The following is a 14,284-nucleotide window of genomic DNA, read 5'->3' as shown; positions in this document are numbered from 1 at the left end:
CCGGTGTGACATCGAATCCCGTGTGTGTCGGTGATGACGAACTGTGGTGCGCGGCGCCGACTCCCGCGTTCCTGGCAACGTACATTGTCAGATATGGCCCACGATCGGGGGCGCCCGTGGCGAAATCCCCATCCGTGCATGTCAGGATTGGGTCATGACTATCGGAACACTTGTTCTGCTCCGCCACGGCGAGAGCGAATGGAATGCGATGAACCTGTTCACCGGCTGGGTGGACGTGCATCTGACCGACAAGGGGATCGCCGAGGGCAAGCGGGCCGGTGCCCTCCTCGCCGAGCACAATGTGCTTCCCGACGTCTCCTACACCTCCCTGCTGCGCCGCGCGATCAGCACCGCCAACTTCGCGCTCGACGCCGCCGACCGGCACTGGATCCCCGTCATCCGCGACTGGCGTCTCAACGAACGCCACTACGGCGCGCTCCAGGGCAAGAACAAGTCCGAGATCAAGGACGAGTTCGGCGAGGAGCAGTTCATGCTGTGGCGTCGCAGCTACGACACCCCGCCGCCGCCGATCGAGCCGGGTTCGAAGTACAGCCAGGACGCCGACCCGCGCTACGCCGACGTCGACGAGGTTCCCCTCACGGAGTGCCTGAAGGACGTCGTCGCCCGTTTGATCCCGTACTGGGAGTCGACGATCTCCCGGGACCTGCTCGCGGGCAAGACCGTGCTCGTCACCGCGCACGGCAACTCGTTGCGCGCGCTCGTCAAGCACCTCGACGGGATCTCCGACGACGACATCGCGGGCCTGAACATTCCGACGGGCATCCCGCTGCGCTACGACCTCGATGAGAACCTGCGCCCGCTGAACCCGGGTGGCACCTATCTCGACCCCGAGGCCGCAGCTGCCGGTGCGGCGGCGGTCGCGAACCAGGGCGCCAAGTAGCAGCCTCACGGAAGCGAGATCCGACCCCGTTGCCGTTCGGTGACGGGGTCGGTTCGTTCGTGCAGGTCCGTCGCAGAGTGGTCCGTTCTGGGCGAACAAAGGGTGAACAACACTCCAACATCCGAAAAATGGGGTGTGACGTGCGGGAAATGCCGTTGACCCGCTGTCCGGTGGGGTACCGGTGTCATTACGATTCGAAGTGTGAGTGTTACGCAGGCCGTGTTGCTGGCCGTGGTCGCAGCGGTCCTCGGCGGGATCGTCACCGTCGCCGCCGGGAGGCTGGTGCAGCGCCGGGCCCACGGTAGCGACCAAGCCGACCTCACGATGTTCGACGTGCTCGACCGGGTCGTGCACGGGGCGTCGACCGGTATCGCGGTGGTCGACAAGTTCCACGACGTCGTCCTGTCGAACCCGCGCGCCGAGGAACTCGGCCTCGTCCGCAACCGGCAGATCGACGACCGGGCCTGGGCGGCCGCCTGCCAGGTGCTCGAGAAGAGGAAGCCGATCGAACTCGACCTGGGCGCGAAGGCATTGCTCGGCCGCGAGCCCGTCGCGGTGCGCTGCACCGTCCGGCTGCTGCTCGACCAGGATCCGCGCTTCGTCGTGCTCTACGCCTTCGACGACTCCGAGCACGTCCGCATGGAGGCCACCCGGCGCGATTTCGTGGCCAACATCAGCCACGAACTGAAGACCCCCGTCGGCGCGATGGCGTTGCTCGCGGAGGCGCTGCTCGAATCCGTCGACGATCCCGAGACCGTCCGCCACTTCGGCGAACGGGTCCAACGCGAGGCGACGCGCCTCGGCAACATGGTGACCGAACTGATCGCCCTCTCGAAGCTCCAGGGTGCCGAGAAACTGCCCGATCTCGAGGTCGTGGACGTCGACGACGTCGTCGACGAGGCTCTCGACCGCACGCGCCTGACCGCCGAGAACGCCTCGATCACCATCAGCACCGACCGGCCGAGCGGTCTCGAGATCCTCGGTGACCGAACGCTGCTCGTCAGCGCCCTCACCAACCTCATCGAGAACGCGATCGCCTACTCCCCGGCCGGCTCACCGGTGACCATCAGCAGGTCGCTGCGCGACGGCAAGGTCGCTATGGCCGTCACCGACCGGGGGATCGGTATCGCCAAGGAGGACCAGGAGCGGGTCTTCGAGCGCTTCTTCCGCGTCGACAAGGCCCGGTCGCGGGCCACCGGAGGCACCGGCCTCGGGCTGGCCATCGTCAAGCACGTCGCTGCGAACCATCACGGCGAGATCACCCTGTGGAGCAAGCCCGGTACCGGCTCCACCTTCACCCTCCTCGTCCCGGCCCACGTCGAGGACGCCGAGGACGACGAGAACCACACCGCCGACCGCACCGAGAAGGTGGTCGGATCGTGACGCAGACCCCACCCGGGTTCCCGGGCGGACGGATATCGAGAAACAGACGGAGGACCAGCTCGTGACGCGTGTGCTGATCGTCGAGGACGAGGAATCGTTGGCGGATCCGCTCGCCTTCCTGCTGCGGAAGGAGGGGTTCGAGACGACCATCGCCGGCGACGGCCCCTCGGCCCTCGCCGAGTTCGACCGGGAGGGCGCCGACATCGTCCTGCTCGACCTGATGCTCCCCGGGATGAGCGGCACCGACGTGTGCAAGCAGTTGCGGACCCGCTCGGGTGTGCCGGTCATCATGGTCACCGCTCGCGACAGTGAGATCGACAAGGTCGTCGGGCTCGAACTCGGCGCCGACGACTACGTCACCAAGCCGTACTCGGCGCGTGAACTCATCGCCCGGATCCGTGCGGTCCTGCGGCGCGGGGCCGACACCGAGAGCGAGGTAGCGGCGGACGACGGACTGCTCGAGGCCGGACCCGTGCGGATGGACGTCGACCGTCACGTCGTGCACGTCAACGGTGAGCCGGTTGCCATGCCGCTCAAGGAATTCGACCTGCTCGAATATCTCCTGCGGAACTCCGGGCGGGTGCTCACCCGCGGACAGCTCATCGACCGGGTGTGGGGCGCTGACTACGTCGGCGACACCAAGACCCTCGACGTCCACGTCAAGCGTCTGCGCTCGAAGATCGAGGAGGATCCGGCCAAGCCGCGTCACCTCGTGACGGTGCGCGGTCTGGGTTACAAGCTCGAGGCCTGATCGGAGCCGGCATCGGAGCCCGCCTGTGCTGCCGACGTCGCGGGATGGATCGCGATCAGACCCAGTCCCTGGCGTCGCCGGCACAGGCGCGCGAGCTCGTCGTAGGCCGCCGCACCGAGGAGTTCGGTGAGCTCGGGGGCGTACGACTGCCAGACCGGACGCTCGCCGACGTGCGCGTCGGGAGAGCCCGAGCAGTACCAGTCGAGGTCGTGCCCACCCTCACCCCAGCCGCGTCGGTCGTACTCGGTGATGACCGTGCGCAGGATCTCGGTGCCGTCGGGGCGCTCGACCCAGTCCTGGGTGCGGCGGATCGGGAGCTGCCAGCACACGTCCGGCTTCATCTCGAGCGGTTCGATGCCGCGTCGCAACGCCATGGTGTGGAGAGCACAGCCCTGGCCGCCCTCGAATCCGGGACGGTTCAGGAAGATGCACGCACCCTTGTAGCGGCGGGTGCGCAGGGCGGGCTCGTCGTCGATCTCGTCCTCTTCGAGGTAGCCCTTCTTGCCCAGGCCCTTGTCCATGAACTGCCAATCGGCCGGCGTGAGGTGTTTCACTGCCTTCGCCAGCTTCTGGCGATCGTCGTCGTCGGACAGGAACGCACCGTGCGAGCAGCACCCGTCGTCGGGTCGCTCGGCGATGATGCCCTGGCACGCCGGAGTGCCGAACACGCAGGTCCACCGCGAGAGCAGCCATGTCATGTCTGCGGCGATGACGTGTTCGTCGTTGTCGGGGTCGGTGAACTCCACCCATTCCCGAGGAAAGTCGAGAGGGACTTCCGGGGCCGGGTCGAGTTTGTGTGGGGCATGGGACATACCTGCTGTCACAGGTCCCGACGGTAGACCCAGTACCGTATTGATGTGCGCTTAGGGGTACTCGACGTCGGAAGCAACACCGTTCACCTGTTGGTGGTGGACGCCCATCGTGGTGGGCACCCCACGCCGATGAGTTCGACGAAGGCCACGCTGCGGCTGTCCGAGAACATGGACGACAACGGCGACATCACCTCCAACGGCGCCGATCAGCTCGTCGAGACCACCGCCGAATTCGCCAGCATCGCCCGCACCTCGGGATGCGGCGAGCTCATGGCGTTCGCGACGTCCGCGGTGCGCGACGCCGGCAACTCCGAGGCCGTCCTCGAGCGGGTGCGCCGGGAGGCCGGGGTGTCGCTGGACGTGCTCTCCGGCGAGGACGAGGCGCGGCTGACCTTCCTCGCGGTGCGCCGCTGGTACGGCTGGAGCGCCGGAAACATCCTCGACCTCGACATCGGCGGTGGTTCGCTCGAGCTCACCTTCGGTGGCGACGAGGACCCCGAGATCGCCTACTCGCTCCAGCTCGGTGCGGGACGGCTCACCCGCGACTGGTTCCGTGAGGACCCGCCCGGCAAGCGCCGGATCTCGGCGCTGCGCGACTGGCTCGACGCCGAACTCGCCGAGCCGGCGAAGGCCATACGCAACGCGGGCGACCCCGACCTGTGTGTGGGCACCTCCAAGACCTTCCGGACCCTCGCCCGCCTGACCGGCGCGGCCCCCTCGTCCGCCGGCCTGCGGGTACAACGGACCCTGACGGCCAGCGGACTGCGCCAGCTCATCGCCTTCATCTCCCGGATGACCACGGCCGACCGCGCAGAACTCGAAGGCGTCAGCTCGGACCGGTCCGAGCAACTCGTCGCCGGCGCCCTCGTCGCGGAGGCGAGCATGCGTGCCCTCGGAGTGGAGACGCTGCAGATCTGCCCGTGGGCGTTGCGCGAAGGCCTGATTCTTCGGAAGCTCGATACGGATATGGGTGGCGAACTGGTGGTGGCAACCGGATGAGCGAGAATCGCAGCAACGACACGGGGCAGATCTCCGTGGCCGAGCTGTTGGCGCGTAACGGCCAGAAGGTGGGAACACGGGCCGGGGGACGACGCCGACGAGGTGCGAGCGGCGGCATCTCCGTCGCCGAACTGACGGGCGAGATCCCGATCACCCGCGCAGACAGCAAGGTCGAGCGGCACACCCCGACCGATGCGGAAAGCGCTGCCGGGCAGGCGGATTCGTCGTCCTCGACGGCTGCTGTCGAGGCGGAGACCCCGCCGAAGGCCGTCCCGGCGCCACGCAAGGTCGAGACCCCGAAGCTAGAGACGCCGAAGGCGGCGACCTTCGCGCTGTCCGACATCGAGAAGACCACCGTGACCCCGCGGGTTGCCGTCGAGACGAAGACGCCGCCGGTGAAGACCGGAACGAGCACGCCTGCCGTCACGAAGACGCCGCCTGCCGCGAAAACACCACCCACTGCGAAGGCGCCGTCCGGCCCGGCGGCGAAGGTGCCTGCAGCCGCGGATGAAGTGTCGAAGACGGACACGGTGTCGAAGACGGATGCAGTCTCGAAGACGGCCGCATCGACGAAGGCAGCGTCCAAGGCGGCGCCGCCCAAGATCGAGTCGCCGACCGAGGTCATCCGTCCCGAGGCGCTTCCCCGGCGCGCGCGGGCGCATCTCGGAGCGGCAGCGCCCGGCTCGCAGTCCGGTGAAGGAGCAGCGGTCGCCGACAAGAAGGCGGACAAGAAATCCGAGAGGGCGAGCGCCCCGGCGGTGTCGGTGCGCAAGGCCGACGTCGCCGAACCGCGACTACTGTCCGGCCCCGCCAGCGACCTGCAGGGCACCGGTTCCGACGCCGACGACTCGACCGACACCATCGGTGCTGCGGGTGCCGCGCCCGACGCTTCGGAGGGAGTGGCATCGTCGCGGTCGCGGAAGTCCCGCGGCAAGGGTGGGAAGGCGACGTCCGACGCCGCCGACGACTCGGCACGGAAGAGTGCGGACGACGAGTCCACCGACGCGGAGCAGGGCAGTGGCCTCAAGCAATGGGCGTTGCTGATCGGCGAGAGCGTCGCCGCGATCGTCGCGGGCGGATTGCTCTTCAAGGGCTTCGAGCGGTTGTGGGACCTCATGCCGTGGGTCGCCTTCGCGCTCGCGCTGCTGGTGATCGTGGGCCTGGTCGCGCTGGTGCGTGTCCTGCGGCGCACCGACGACATCACGAGTCAGCTCATCGCGCTCGCGGTGGGAGCATTCGTGGCCTTCGGGCCGCTGTTGTTCCTGCTGCCCGGGTGAGCCGATGCCGACCGCGCAGGGAATCCGGGTAGGGCTGTCCACCGCTTCGGTCTATCCGGAGAACACCGAAGCGGCGTTCCGCTTCGCGGCCGATCTCGGTTTCGACGGGGTCGAGCTGATGGTGTGGGCCGAACCGGTGAGCCAGGACCCCACCTCGGTGGAGCGTCTGGTCCGCGAGTACGGCGTGCCGGTGCTCGCCGTGCACGTGCCGTGTCTGCTGATCTCGCAGCGCGTGTGGGGATCCGATCCCGCCGCCAAGCTCGACCGTTCGGTGCGTGTCGCCGAGATCCTCGGTGCGGAGACCGTCGTGGTCCATCCGCCCTTCCGGTGGCAGCGTCGCTATGCGGAGGGATTCTCCGACCAGGTCGCGGCGCTCGAGGCCGACAGCCACGTGGTGCTCGCGGTCGAGAACATGTACCCGATGAGGGCCGACGTCGTCTTCGGCGGTCGTGATCGCGGCGCCGAACGTCTGCGCCGGCGCGGTCCCGGCCGCGCGGTCTCGGCCTACAGCCCGTCGCTCGACCCCACCGACACCGGTTTCGCGCACTACACGCTCGACCTGTCGCACACCGCGACCGCGGGGGCCGACGCCCTCGCGCTCGCGGATCGGATGGGGGAGGGGCTCGCCCACCTCCATCTCGCCGACGGCCGGGGCTCCTCGCTCGACGAACACCTCGTCCCGGGAACGGGCACGCAGCCGTGTGCGGACGTGTGCCGCCGGCTCGCCGCGAGCGACTTCGGCGGGCACGTGGTGCTCGAGATCAGCACCCAGAGCGCACGGACGCGTGCGGAGCGCGCCGGGATGCTGGCGCGTTCGCTGGCCTTCGCGCGCACGCACCTGGATCGCTCGGCGACGCGCGCGATCACCGCCGGCCCCGAGAGTCCCCGGCACACGGACATCGCGCGCGTCCCCGCCTCAGAGGGCAGCGATTCCGGCGGCGAGCACGGCGACGCCTGAGATCAGCACGCCCGCGGTGAGGGAGACGGCGCCGAGCCGGACCGCCGCGAACATCCGGCCGGGCCGCGTCGGATCGGGCCCGAGCACCGACAGGAAGAAGCCTGCCGGGATCAGGATCGCGGCGACGAGCACGGCGATGGCGCCGGCCGCCGACCAACCGGGTGATGCGCCCACGACGTGCGTGAGAACGGCGATGAGCAGCCCGAGGGTGACGAGTACTCCAGCGTGGGCGTGACCGGCACGGAAGAACGTCTTCTGCAGGTCGTTGGTGGGTACGCCGCCCGCGGCGACGCGTAGCAGGAAGGTGCCTCCGAAGGCGATGCCTGCGACGGTGAGCACGGTGCTCCCGAGAACGATGGTCACGAGCGGATGCATGAGGGCCTCCTCGGCCGGTACTCCGTGACTGGATACTACAACTATCCAATACTGGATAGTTGTAGTATCCGGTGTCGAGGAGCGGAGGTGATCGGTGCGTATCTCGGAACTCGCCGAGCGTTGCGGCATACCGCTGCCGACGGTGAAGTACTACCTGCGCGAGGGGCTGCTCATGCCGGGCGTGGCGACGAGCGTCACCTCGGCGACCTACGACGACCGGCACGTGCGGCGCATGGGTCTGGTCCGGTCACTCGCCGCGCAGGGTCTGCCCCTCGAGAAGATCAAGACCGTCGTGGATCTCGTCGACAATCCCCGCGACGACCTCTTCGTCGAACTCGGCCACGCCATCGCCGCGCTGCCACCCTACGTCGAGGACTCGGCCGGTCCCGGCTATCCCCGCGCCCGCCACCTGCTCGAACGCCTCGGCCAGATCTACGACCCACGGTTCGCGGCCGTGGCGCAACTCGAACACGCGCTCGCGGCACTCGAAGCCGCCGGCCTGCGGATGGACGACCGCCGGATCGACGCCTACGGCCGTCACGTCCGCGCCATCGCCGAACTCGACCTCGAACTGCTGCCGACGCACTCCCGGGAAGCCACCGTGGAAGCGGCCGTGCTCGGGACCGCCCTGTACGAACCGGTCCTCACGGCCATGCGCCGGTTGGCCCACCAGCATCTCGCCGCCCGCATGTTCGGGTCCGGTGGACCCCCCACGACCGGCGCCGATCCGGCCCCGAACGACGACCAGGAGCAGCAGTGACCCTCACCGACCAGCCCTTCCTCGACCTGACCTCGGTCACCCGGGTGCCGGGAGAGCACCCGGATGGCACGGCGGCCTGGCAGGCGCACATCGATCCGGTGTGGACCATCGGGCCCAAGGTGCACGGCGGATGCATGCTCGCGGTCTGCGCGTCCGCGGCGCGCAGGTCGGTGCTCGACGCCGGCGTCGACCCGCTCACCCAGCCCCTCGCCGTGAGTGGCTCGTTCGTCGCCGCGCCCAACCCCGGCGACGTCGAACTCACCACCGTCCTACGCAAGCAGGGCAAGCAGATCGCCCTTGTGGACGTCGAACTGTCCCAGGCCGGGCGTGTGGCGGTGCGGGCGAGTGTCACCCTCGGCACGCCGGATACCGAGGAGCCCCTCCACACGGTGCCGCACCGCGCGACCACCATGCCCGCCGACCCGCCGGCCGAGTCGGTGCTCGTCACCCCCGAGCACCCCATGGGGCAGATCGTGAAGTTCGCCGCCACCTCCCACCTCCGGATCGACTCCGCCACCGCGCGTTTCCTCGACGGGCAGCAGGGCGAACCGCTCGTGTCGATGTGGACGCGGCCGTCGCCGGGCGACGAGGCCGACGTCGACACCTCGGTGCTGTTCGCGCTCATGTGCGGCGACGTGTCGGCTCCCGTCGCGATGAACCTCGGCCGTTTCGGCTGGGCGCCGACGGTGCAACTCACCGCCTATCTGCGGCGGGTCCCGGCTCCGGGATGGCTGCGGGTCATCGCCGAGAGCAGCGTGCTCGGCAGCACCTGGTTCGAGGAGGACCACACTGTCGTCGACTCGACCGGCCAGGTGGTCGTGCAATCGCGTCAGCTGGCCATGATGCCGCGCTGATACGCCCGAACGCGGTAGGTCCCGACAGGCGGGTGACCGTGGTGTAGGCCGCACGGACGGTCGTGGCAGGCTGTCCCCATGACGAGAATCGCAGTGATCGGTGGCGGCAGGATCGGCGAGGCGCTGATCTCGGGTCTGCTGAAGAACGGCTTCGCGACCAAGGATCTCGTGGTCGCCGAGAAGTTCGAGGAACGGCGTGAGGAACTGTCCCGGGCCTACTCGATCCGGGTCACCGACAGCACCTCCGACGCCGCGGAAGGCGCCGACGTGGTGGTCGTGGCCGTCAAGCCCAACGACGTGGACGTCGTCGTCACCGCCCTCGCGGCGGTCGACGCCGGGAACGACGACGAGCAGATCCTGGTGTCGCTTGCCGCGGGCATCCCGACGGTCCGCTACGAGACCAAGCTCCCGGCCGGCTTCCCCGTCGTGCGCGTGATGCCGAACACCCCGATGCTCGTCGGGGAGGGCGCGAGCGTGCTGTCCGCCGGTCGGTACGTCAAGCAGCAGCATCTCGACACGGTCCGCGAGATCCTCGCGAGCGTGGGAACGGTCTCCGTGGTCCCGGAGGCGCAGATCGACGCGGTCACCGCGGTTTCCGGATCCGGGCCCGCATATTTCTTTCTCGTCGCGGAGGCGATGATCGACGCCGGTGTCTCGCTCGGCCTGACGCGGGCGGTGGCCACCGATCTGGTGGTGCAGACGATGACCGGCTCGGCCGCGATGCTCACGCGCTCGGGGGACAACGCTGCCGACCTGCGCGCCGCGGTCACCTCGCCGGGTGGCACCACGGCGGCCGCGATCCGCGAACTCGAGCGTGGAGGCCTGCGTACGGCCTTCTACGAGGCGCTCGACGCTGCGAAGCGCCGTTCCGCGCAACTCGGGGCGGCATCGGATCAGCCGTCGCCTGCGGCCCGCGAGGGGCTCTCCGGGACGGCCTGACAGGGCATCCACCCGAGGCACTGACAGGTGTCACTGCGGAACGCTGACAGACGTCACCGTAGGGCGTAGCGTGGCGACGAACAGCCGCCCGCCGGAAATTCCCCAGCTGCATCGTCGCACAGGAACCATTCGTCACGCTAAGCTCGAATCAGCACGTGCGTGTCTGTTCCGCCGGAGGGGAAGCCGGCGGCGCGGGCGTGCCGGAGGTGTGTAATGGTTTCAGGAAACACGCCGTCGAAGGGTCAACCTCAAGACGGACAGTCGGTTCTCGCCGGTACCCAGTTCCTGACGGTTGCCGAAGTGGCAGCTCTCATGCGGGTGTCGAAGATGACCGTGTACAGGCTGGTGCACAGTGGCGAACTACCCGCAGTGCGTGTGGGACGCTCGTTCCGCGTGCATGCGAAGGCCGTCCACGACTACCTCGAGACGTCGTACTTCGACGTCGGATAGAGGTCGGACAGGGACGATCGGCGCATCGTCGGGGACGACGGTACGACGAACGGATCCGGTGCGCGAGGGAAGTCGCGTTCCGGGACGGACCTCGGTTTCACGCCGGGTGGGCCGCCCCGGTAGGATTGCTTGTCGTCGTACCGGCCAGCCGGTGTCGTGAGGCGCTGTTACTCGTCGCCACGAGGCCCAGCGTCGACATACATCAGGCGTACGTCACCGGCGTGCGCAGGAACGCTACAAGGAACGTGAGGGATGCCCACATGGGATCTGTGATCAAGAAGCGCCGTAAGCGCATGTCGAAGAAGAAGCACCGCAAGCTGCTCCGCCGCACCCGAGTGCAGCGTCGTAAACTCGGCAAGTAAGCCCTGCGCCTATCCGATGCCCGTCACCTTCCATGGTGGCGGGCATCGTTCGTCTGTGCATCCCGGTACACGAAAGTTCACCCACGAGTCGTGCGATGGCGGCGAAGTGGCCGTATTGTGGGACGGCATACCGCGTCGGGGCGAATGTGACCGATGACGCGTGCGGTGCAGCAGGGGGTTTCACGAGTGGTTTCGCAGGGGCACGAAGTGGCACGTCCACGAGTCGTGCTGGTCACCGGAGCAAGTCGGTTCCTGGGTGGTTTCCTCGTCACCAGGCTCGCCCAGAATCCCGACATCGAGCGGGTGATCGGCGTCGACACCCAGTCGCCGTCGAAGGACATGCTCCGGCGCATGGGGCGGGCCGAGTTCGTGCTCGCCGACATCCGCAACCCACTCATCGGCAAGATCATCCGCAACATGGACGTCGACACCGTCGTCCACGCGTCCGCCGTCACGAAGGCCCCGAAGTCCGGGAGCCGCACGGCGATGAAGGACATGAACGTCCTCGGCGCGATGCAGCTGTTCGCGGTGTGCCAGAAGGCACCCTCGGTGCGCAGGATCGTGCTGCGCTCGTCGTCCGTCCTCTACGGATCGAGTGCCAAGGACCCCGCGAAGTTCACCGAGGAGATGAGCGCCCGCCGCCGGCCCACGGGCGCCTTCGCCCGCGACATGATAGAGGTCGAGGGATATCTGCGCGGCGTCGCCCGGCGGCGCAGCGACATCGCGACCACCATCCTCCGGTTCGCACCCACCGTCGGGAACCGGCTGCCCGGCTCGGTGTCGAGCTATCTCACCTCCCCGCTCGTCCCCAACGTGCTCGGCCGCGACGCGCGACTACAGTTGCTGCACGAGGAGGACGCACTCGGTGCGCTCGAACACGCGGTCGTCGCCGGACCGTCAGGGACGTACAACATCGCCGGTGAGGGGATCGTCACGATGACCCAGGCCGTGCGCCGGGCCGGTGGCGTCACCGTGCCGATGCCCTACGCGCTGTTCCGCACGGTCGGGCACGCACTCATGGGTTCCGTGATGAACTCCTTCACCAAAGAAGAACTCGACTATTTCCATTTCGGATGCGGACTCGACACCACGCGCATGCGCAACGAGTTCGGATTCGAACCACGCTGGACCACGAGAGAAGCGCTCGACGATTTCGCCCGGGGCCTCGCCCTCACCCGCATCGTGAAGACCGAATGGGTGGACAAGGCCGAGTCGATGGCGCTCTCCGTGCTCGGAGAGACGAGGGAGACGCGATGACGGAGGTCGCGAAGGTCATCCCGTTGCACGCCGGCAACCGCCGTCCCGGCGAACGGGTCACACGCACACCCCATCCGTCGATGGGGCCACCGCCCACCCCCGAGCAGGTGAACCGCACCGATCGATTCCTCGACGACCTGCGCGGCACGCTCGCACAACAGGTCACCGCCACCGCCGAGTTCGTGCGCCGCCGGATGACCGGCGACTACGAAGTCGACGACTTCGGCTTCGACCCGCACTTCACCGAGAACGTCGTCCTGCCGGTGCTGCGACCCCTGTTCGACAAGTGGTTCCGCGTCGAGGTCCGCGGCGTCGAGAACATCCCCGCCGACGGCAGCGCACTCGTCGTCGCCAACCACGCCGGCACGCTCCCCGTCGACGCACTGATGACCTCCGTCGCCGTGCACGACCACGCGGATCGTCACCTGCGGATGCTCGCCGCCGATCTCGCCTTCGGTATGCCCGTGGTGGGGACGGTGACGCGCAAGGCCGGCCACACCCTCGCGTGCCATCCCGACGCCGAACGACTCCTCCGGCAGGACCAGGTGGTCGCGGTCTTCCCCGAGGGGTACAAGGGACTCGGCAAGCCGTTCAAGGAGCGTTACAAACTGCAGCGGTTCGGCCGCGGAGGTTTCGTGTCGGCGGCCCTGCGCACCCAGGCGCCCATCGTGCCGTGCTCGATCGTCGGCTCCGAGGAGATCTACCCGAACATCGCCGACCTCACCTCGCTCGCACGCCTGCTCGGCCTGCCCTACTTCCCGATCACCCCGCTGTTCCCGGCGCTCGGCCCGCTCGGGATCGTGCCGCTGCCGTCGAAGTGGTACATCGAGTTCGGCACACCCATCGTCACCGACGTGTACGAGGAGGCCTCGGCGGAGGATCCGATGGTGTTGTTCGAGGTCACCGACCACGTGCGCGAGACGATCCAGCAGACCCTCTACAAACTGCTCACGCGCCGGCGGAACGTCTTCCTCGGCTGAGCACCTCGAAAATCAAGCCGCTCGGTCGCGGCTGTACTGTCAGGCCGCTCGATCGCGGCGGCGACCCACGAGGACCGCGACAGCACCACCCGCGGCACCGAGACCGAGCGCCGTCGGCACCCCGACCTTCGCGGCCTTGCGCGCCGTCCGGAAGTCGCGGATCTCCCACCCGCGTGTGCGAGCGACCTGCCGTAGATCCGGATCGGGATTGATCGCGACGGCCGTGCCGACCACCGAGAGCATCGGCACGTCGTTGTGGCTGTCCGAATAAGCCGTGCAGCGCTTGAGATTCAGACCCTCACGGATCGCGAGGGCCCGCACCGCGTGCGCCTTGCCGAGACCGTGCAGGATGTCGCCGACGAGACGGCCCGTGAAGACGCCGTCCTTCGACTCGGCGACGGTGCCGAGCGCACCGGTCAGGCCGAGGCGTTCGGCGATGACGTCGGCCAGTTCGACCGGCGTCGCGGTCACGAGCCACACCTGCTGGCCCGCGTCCAGGTGCATCTGCGCGAGCGCGCGGGTGCCCGGCCAGATCTTGTCGGCGATGATGTCGTCGTAGATCTCCTCGCCGAGCCGGCGCAGTTCCTCCGTGGAGCGGCCCTGCACGAACGACAGCGCCTTGTCGCGACCGGACGCGACGTCGTTCATGTTCTCCTTGCCCGTCAGGCGGAACTTGACCTGCTGCCAGGCGAACTCGAACAGGTCGGACTTGTCGAAGTAGTTCCGGGCGACGAGGCCGCGGGCGAAGTGGATGATCGACGCGCCCTGCACCATCGTGTTGTCGACGTCGAAGAACGCCGCCGCGGTCAGATCGCGCGGGACGGGAGCGGTATCGGGGGAGGGCTCGGGTTCGACGCGGGATTCCTGCAACGCGAGGGCGGCATCGGCGCTCGCCTCACCTGCGAGATTGGCGCGGACCTCTTCCTCGCTGGGTCCGAATTTGCGAGAGAAGAGCCGACGTCCGGGACGGATGATGCTCGCCCACGTCTCACCCATGCCCCATCCGTAGGGAAACGAACGTCCTGGCACTCGCACCTCCGGTGTCGTAACGGGCGGGGCTGTCGAAACGGGCGGGCCCCGTGTGACCCCTGCACTTCCGGGCGCCGCACATATGGCGACCGCATGCACGGGCGACCCGCGCCAAGCCTAGCCCGCGACACCGCCCCTCACCGGGAGGCCGTCGCCCCCGTGACGGGGTGTGACGTTCATCTCGACAGGTCGTGCCG

General features: G+C 68.4%; 16 protein-coding genes. 13 read left to right on the top strand and 3 right to left on the bottom strand.

Going from position 1 to position 14,284, the window contains the following annotated elements:
- Window positions 1–154: 154 nt before the first annotated feature.
- From K3M35_RS11180 to K3M35_RS11170, 3 genes are all read left to right on the top strand, one after another.
- A complete protein-coding gene (locus tag K3M35_RS11180; protein WP_064061790.1) occupies window positions 155–901 on the top strand; it encodes a phosphoglyceromutase in 747 nt (248 codons plus the stop codon).
- 201 nt (window positions 902–1,102) lie between these two features.
- Window positions 1,103–2,284: a cell wall metabolism sensor histidine kinase WalK gene (locus K3M35_RS11175; protein ID WP_024101733.1), complete on the top strand. Its 1,182-nt coding sequence runs from the start codon at window positions 1,103–1,105 to the stop codon at window positions 2,282–2,284.
- 61 nt (window positions 2,285–2,345) lie between these two features.
- Entirely contained in the window at window positions 2,346–3,035 is a 690-nt protein-coding gene (locus K3M35_RS11170) for a response regulator transcription factor (protein WP_006552355.1), read from the top strand.
- On the opposite strand, the gene K3M35_RS11165 is transcribed toward K3M35_RS11170, so the two are convergent.
- Entirely contained in the window at window positions 3,017–3,847 is an 831-nt protein-coding gene (locus K3M35_RS11165) for a hypothetical protein (RefSeq protein ID WP_024101732.1), read from the bottom strand. The two genes, K3M35_RS11170 and K3M35_RS11165, sit on opposite strands and share 19 nt — an antisense overlap.
- A gap of 45 nt (window positions 3,848–3,892) precedes the next feature.
- Between K3M35_RS11165 and K3M35_RS11160 the strand changes: the two genes are divergently transcribed.
- From K3M35_RS11160 to K3M35_RS11150, 3 genes are read left to right on the top strand one after another with little or no spacing between them, the layout of a single operon-like run.
- Window positions 3,893–4,846, top strand: coding sequence for a Ppx/GppA phosphatase family protein (locus tag K3M35_RS11160; protein ID WP_072740475.1), 954 nt, complete (start codon window positions 3,893–3,895; stop codon window positions 4,844–4,846).
- On the top strand, window positions 4,843–6,123 hold the full coding sequence (locus K3M35_RS11155) for a hypothetical protein (RefSeq protein ID WP_220666420.1): 1,281 nt from the start codon (window positions 4,843–4,845) through the stop codon (window positions 6,121–6,123). Before K3M35_RS11160 ends, K3M35_RS11155 begins: the two co-directional genes overlap by 4 nt.
- A 4-nt stretch (window positions 6,124–6,127) precedes the next feature.
- A complete protein-coding gene (locus tag K3M35_RS11150; protein WP_019291195.1) occupies window positions 6,128–7,081 on the top strand; it encodes a sugar phosphate isomerase/epimerase in 954 nt (317 codons plus the stop codon).
- Here K3M35_RS11150 and K3M35_RS11145 read toward each other — a convergent pair.
- The gene (locus tag K3M35_RS11145; RefSeq protein ID WP_019291196.1) at window positions 7,040–7,456 is read right to left on the bottom strand and encodes a hypothetical protein; all 417 of its coding nucleotides are present in this window, start codon (window positions 7,454–7,456) and stop codon (window positions 7,040–7,042) included. The genes K3M35_RS11150 and K3M35_RS11145 overlap by 42 nt on opposite strands.
- A 94-nt stretch (window positions 7,457–7,550) precedes the next feature.
- Between K3M35_RS11145 and K3M35_RS11140 the strand changes: the two genes are divergently transcribed.
- The 7 genes from K3M35_RS11140 (at window position 7,551) to K3M35_RS11110 (ending at window position 13,058) form a co-directional block, all read left to right on the top strand.
- On the top strand, window positions 7,551–8,216 hold the full coding sequence (locus K3M35_RS11140) for a MerR family transcriptional regulator (RefSeq protein ID WP_019291197.1): 666 nt from the start codon (window positions 7,551–7,553) through the stop codon (window positions 8,214–8,216).
- Window positions 8,213–9,070: a thioesterase family protein gene (locus K3M35_RS11135; protein ID WP_064061980.1), complete on the top strand. Its 858-nt coding sequence runs from the start codon at window positions 8,213–8,215 to the stop codon at window positions 9,068–9,070. Before K3M35_RS11140 ends, K3M35_RS11135 begins: the two co-directional genes overlap by 4 nt.
- 78 nt (window positions 9,071–9,148) lie before the next feature.
- The gene (proC, locus tag K3M35_RS11130) at window positions 9,149–10,009 is read left to right on the top strand and encodes a pyrroline-5-carboxylate reductase (protein WP_024101725.1); all 861 of its coding nucleotides are present in this window, start codon (window positions 9,149–9,151) and stop codon (window positions 10,007–10,009) included.
- Window positions 10,010–10,222: 213 nt separating this feature from the next.
- A complete protein-coding gene (locus K3M35_RS11125) occupies window positions 10,223–10,459 on the top strand; it encodes a helix-turn-helix domain-containing protein (RefSeq protein ID WP_006552345.1) in 237 nt (78 codons plus the stop codon).
- Window positions 10,460–10,719: 260 nt separating this feature from the next.
- Window positions 10,720–10,821, top strand: a complete 102-nt coding sequence (locus K3M35_RS11120) for a 30S ribosomal protein bS22 (RefSeq protein ID WP_003402602.1) — start codon at window positions 10,720–10,722, stop codon at window positions 10,819–10,821.
- A gap of 225 nt (window positions 10,822–11,046) precedes the next feature.
- A complete protein-coding gene (locus tag K3M35_RS11115; protein ID WP_121208889.1) occupies window positions 11,047–12,078 on the top strand; it encodes an NAD-dependent epimerase/dehydratase family protein in 1,032 nt (343 codons plus the stop codon).
- Complete coding sequence (locus K3M35_RS11110; protein ID WP_220666419.1) at window positions 12,075–13,058, top strand: lysophospholipid acyltransferase family protein; 984 nt, start codon at window positions 12,075–12,077, stop codon at window positions 13,056–13,058. The genes K3M35_RS11115 and K3M35_RS11110 overlap by 4 nt, the downstream gene beginning before the upstream one ends.
- Before the next feature lie 39 nt (window positions 13,059–13,097).
- Here the strand turns inward: K3M35_RS11110 and K3M35_RS11105 are convergent, their stop codons facing one another.
- Window positions 13,098–14,054: an HAD family phosphatase gene (locus tag K3M35_RS11105; protein WP_006552341.1), complete on the bottom strand. Its 957-nt coding sequence runs from the start codon at window positions 14,052–14,054 to the stop codon at window positions 13,098–13,100.
- Window positions 14,055–14,284 lie beyond the last annotated feature (230 nt).

The sequence above is a fragment of the Rhodococcus sp. DMU2021 genome (genome assembly GCF_019641445.1).
GTDB classification, from domain to species: domain Bacteria; phylum Actinomycetota; class Actinomycetes; order Mycobacteriales; family Mycobacteriaceae; genus Rhodococcus; species Rhodococcus pyridinivorans.
This window is presented reverse-complemented; position numbering and strand designations above follow the sequence as displayed.

Coding starts and splice junctions, on each gene's coding strand:
- proC (WP_024101725.1), top strand. CDS start 9,149: ATGACGAGAATCGCAGTGATCGGTGGCGGCAGGATCGGCGAGGCGCTG.
- K3M35_RS11110 (WP_220666419.1), top strand. CDS start 12,075: ATGACGGAGGTCGCGAAGGTCATCCCGTTGCACGCCGGCAACCGCCGT.
- K3M35_RS11105 (WP_006552341.1), bottom strand. CDS start 14,054: ATGGGTGAGACGTGGGCGAGCATCATCCGTCCCGGACGTCGGCTCTTC.
- K3M35_RS11120 (WP_003402602.1), top strand. CDS start 10,720: ATGGGATCTGTGATCAAGAAGCGCCGTAAGCGCATGTCGAAGAAGAAG.
- K3M35_RS11165 (WP_024101732.1), bottom strand. CDS start 3,847: ATGTCCCATGCCCCACACAAACTCGACCCGGCCCCGGAAGTCCCTCTC.
- K3M35_RS11180 (WP_064061790.1), top strand. CDS start 155: ATGACTATCGGAACACTTGTTCTGCTCCGCCACGGCGAGAGCGAATGG.
- K3M35_RS11145 (WP_019291196.1), bottom strand. CDS start 7,456: ATGCATCCGCTCGTGACCATCGTTCTCGGGAGCACCGTGCTCACCGTC.
- K3M35_RS11155 (WP_220666420.1), top strand. CDS start 4,843: ATGAGCGAGAATCGCAGCAACGACACGGGGCAGATCTCCGTGGCCGAG.
- K3M35_RS11125 (WP_006552345.1), top strand. CDS start 10,223: ATGGTTTCAGGAAACACGCCGTCGAAGGGTCAACCTCAAGACGGACAG.
- K3M35_RS11150 (WP_019291195.1), top strand. CDS start 6,128: ATGCCGACCGCGCAGGGAATCCGGGTAGGGCTGTCCACCGCTTCGGTC.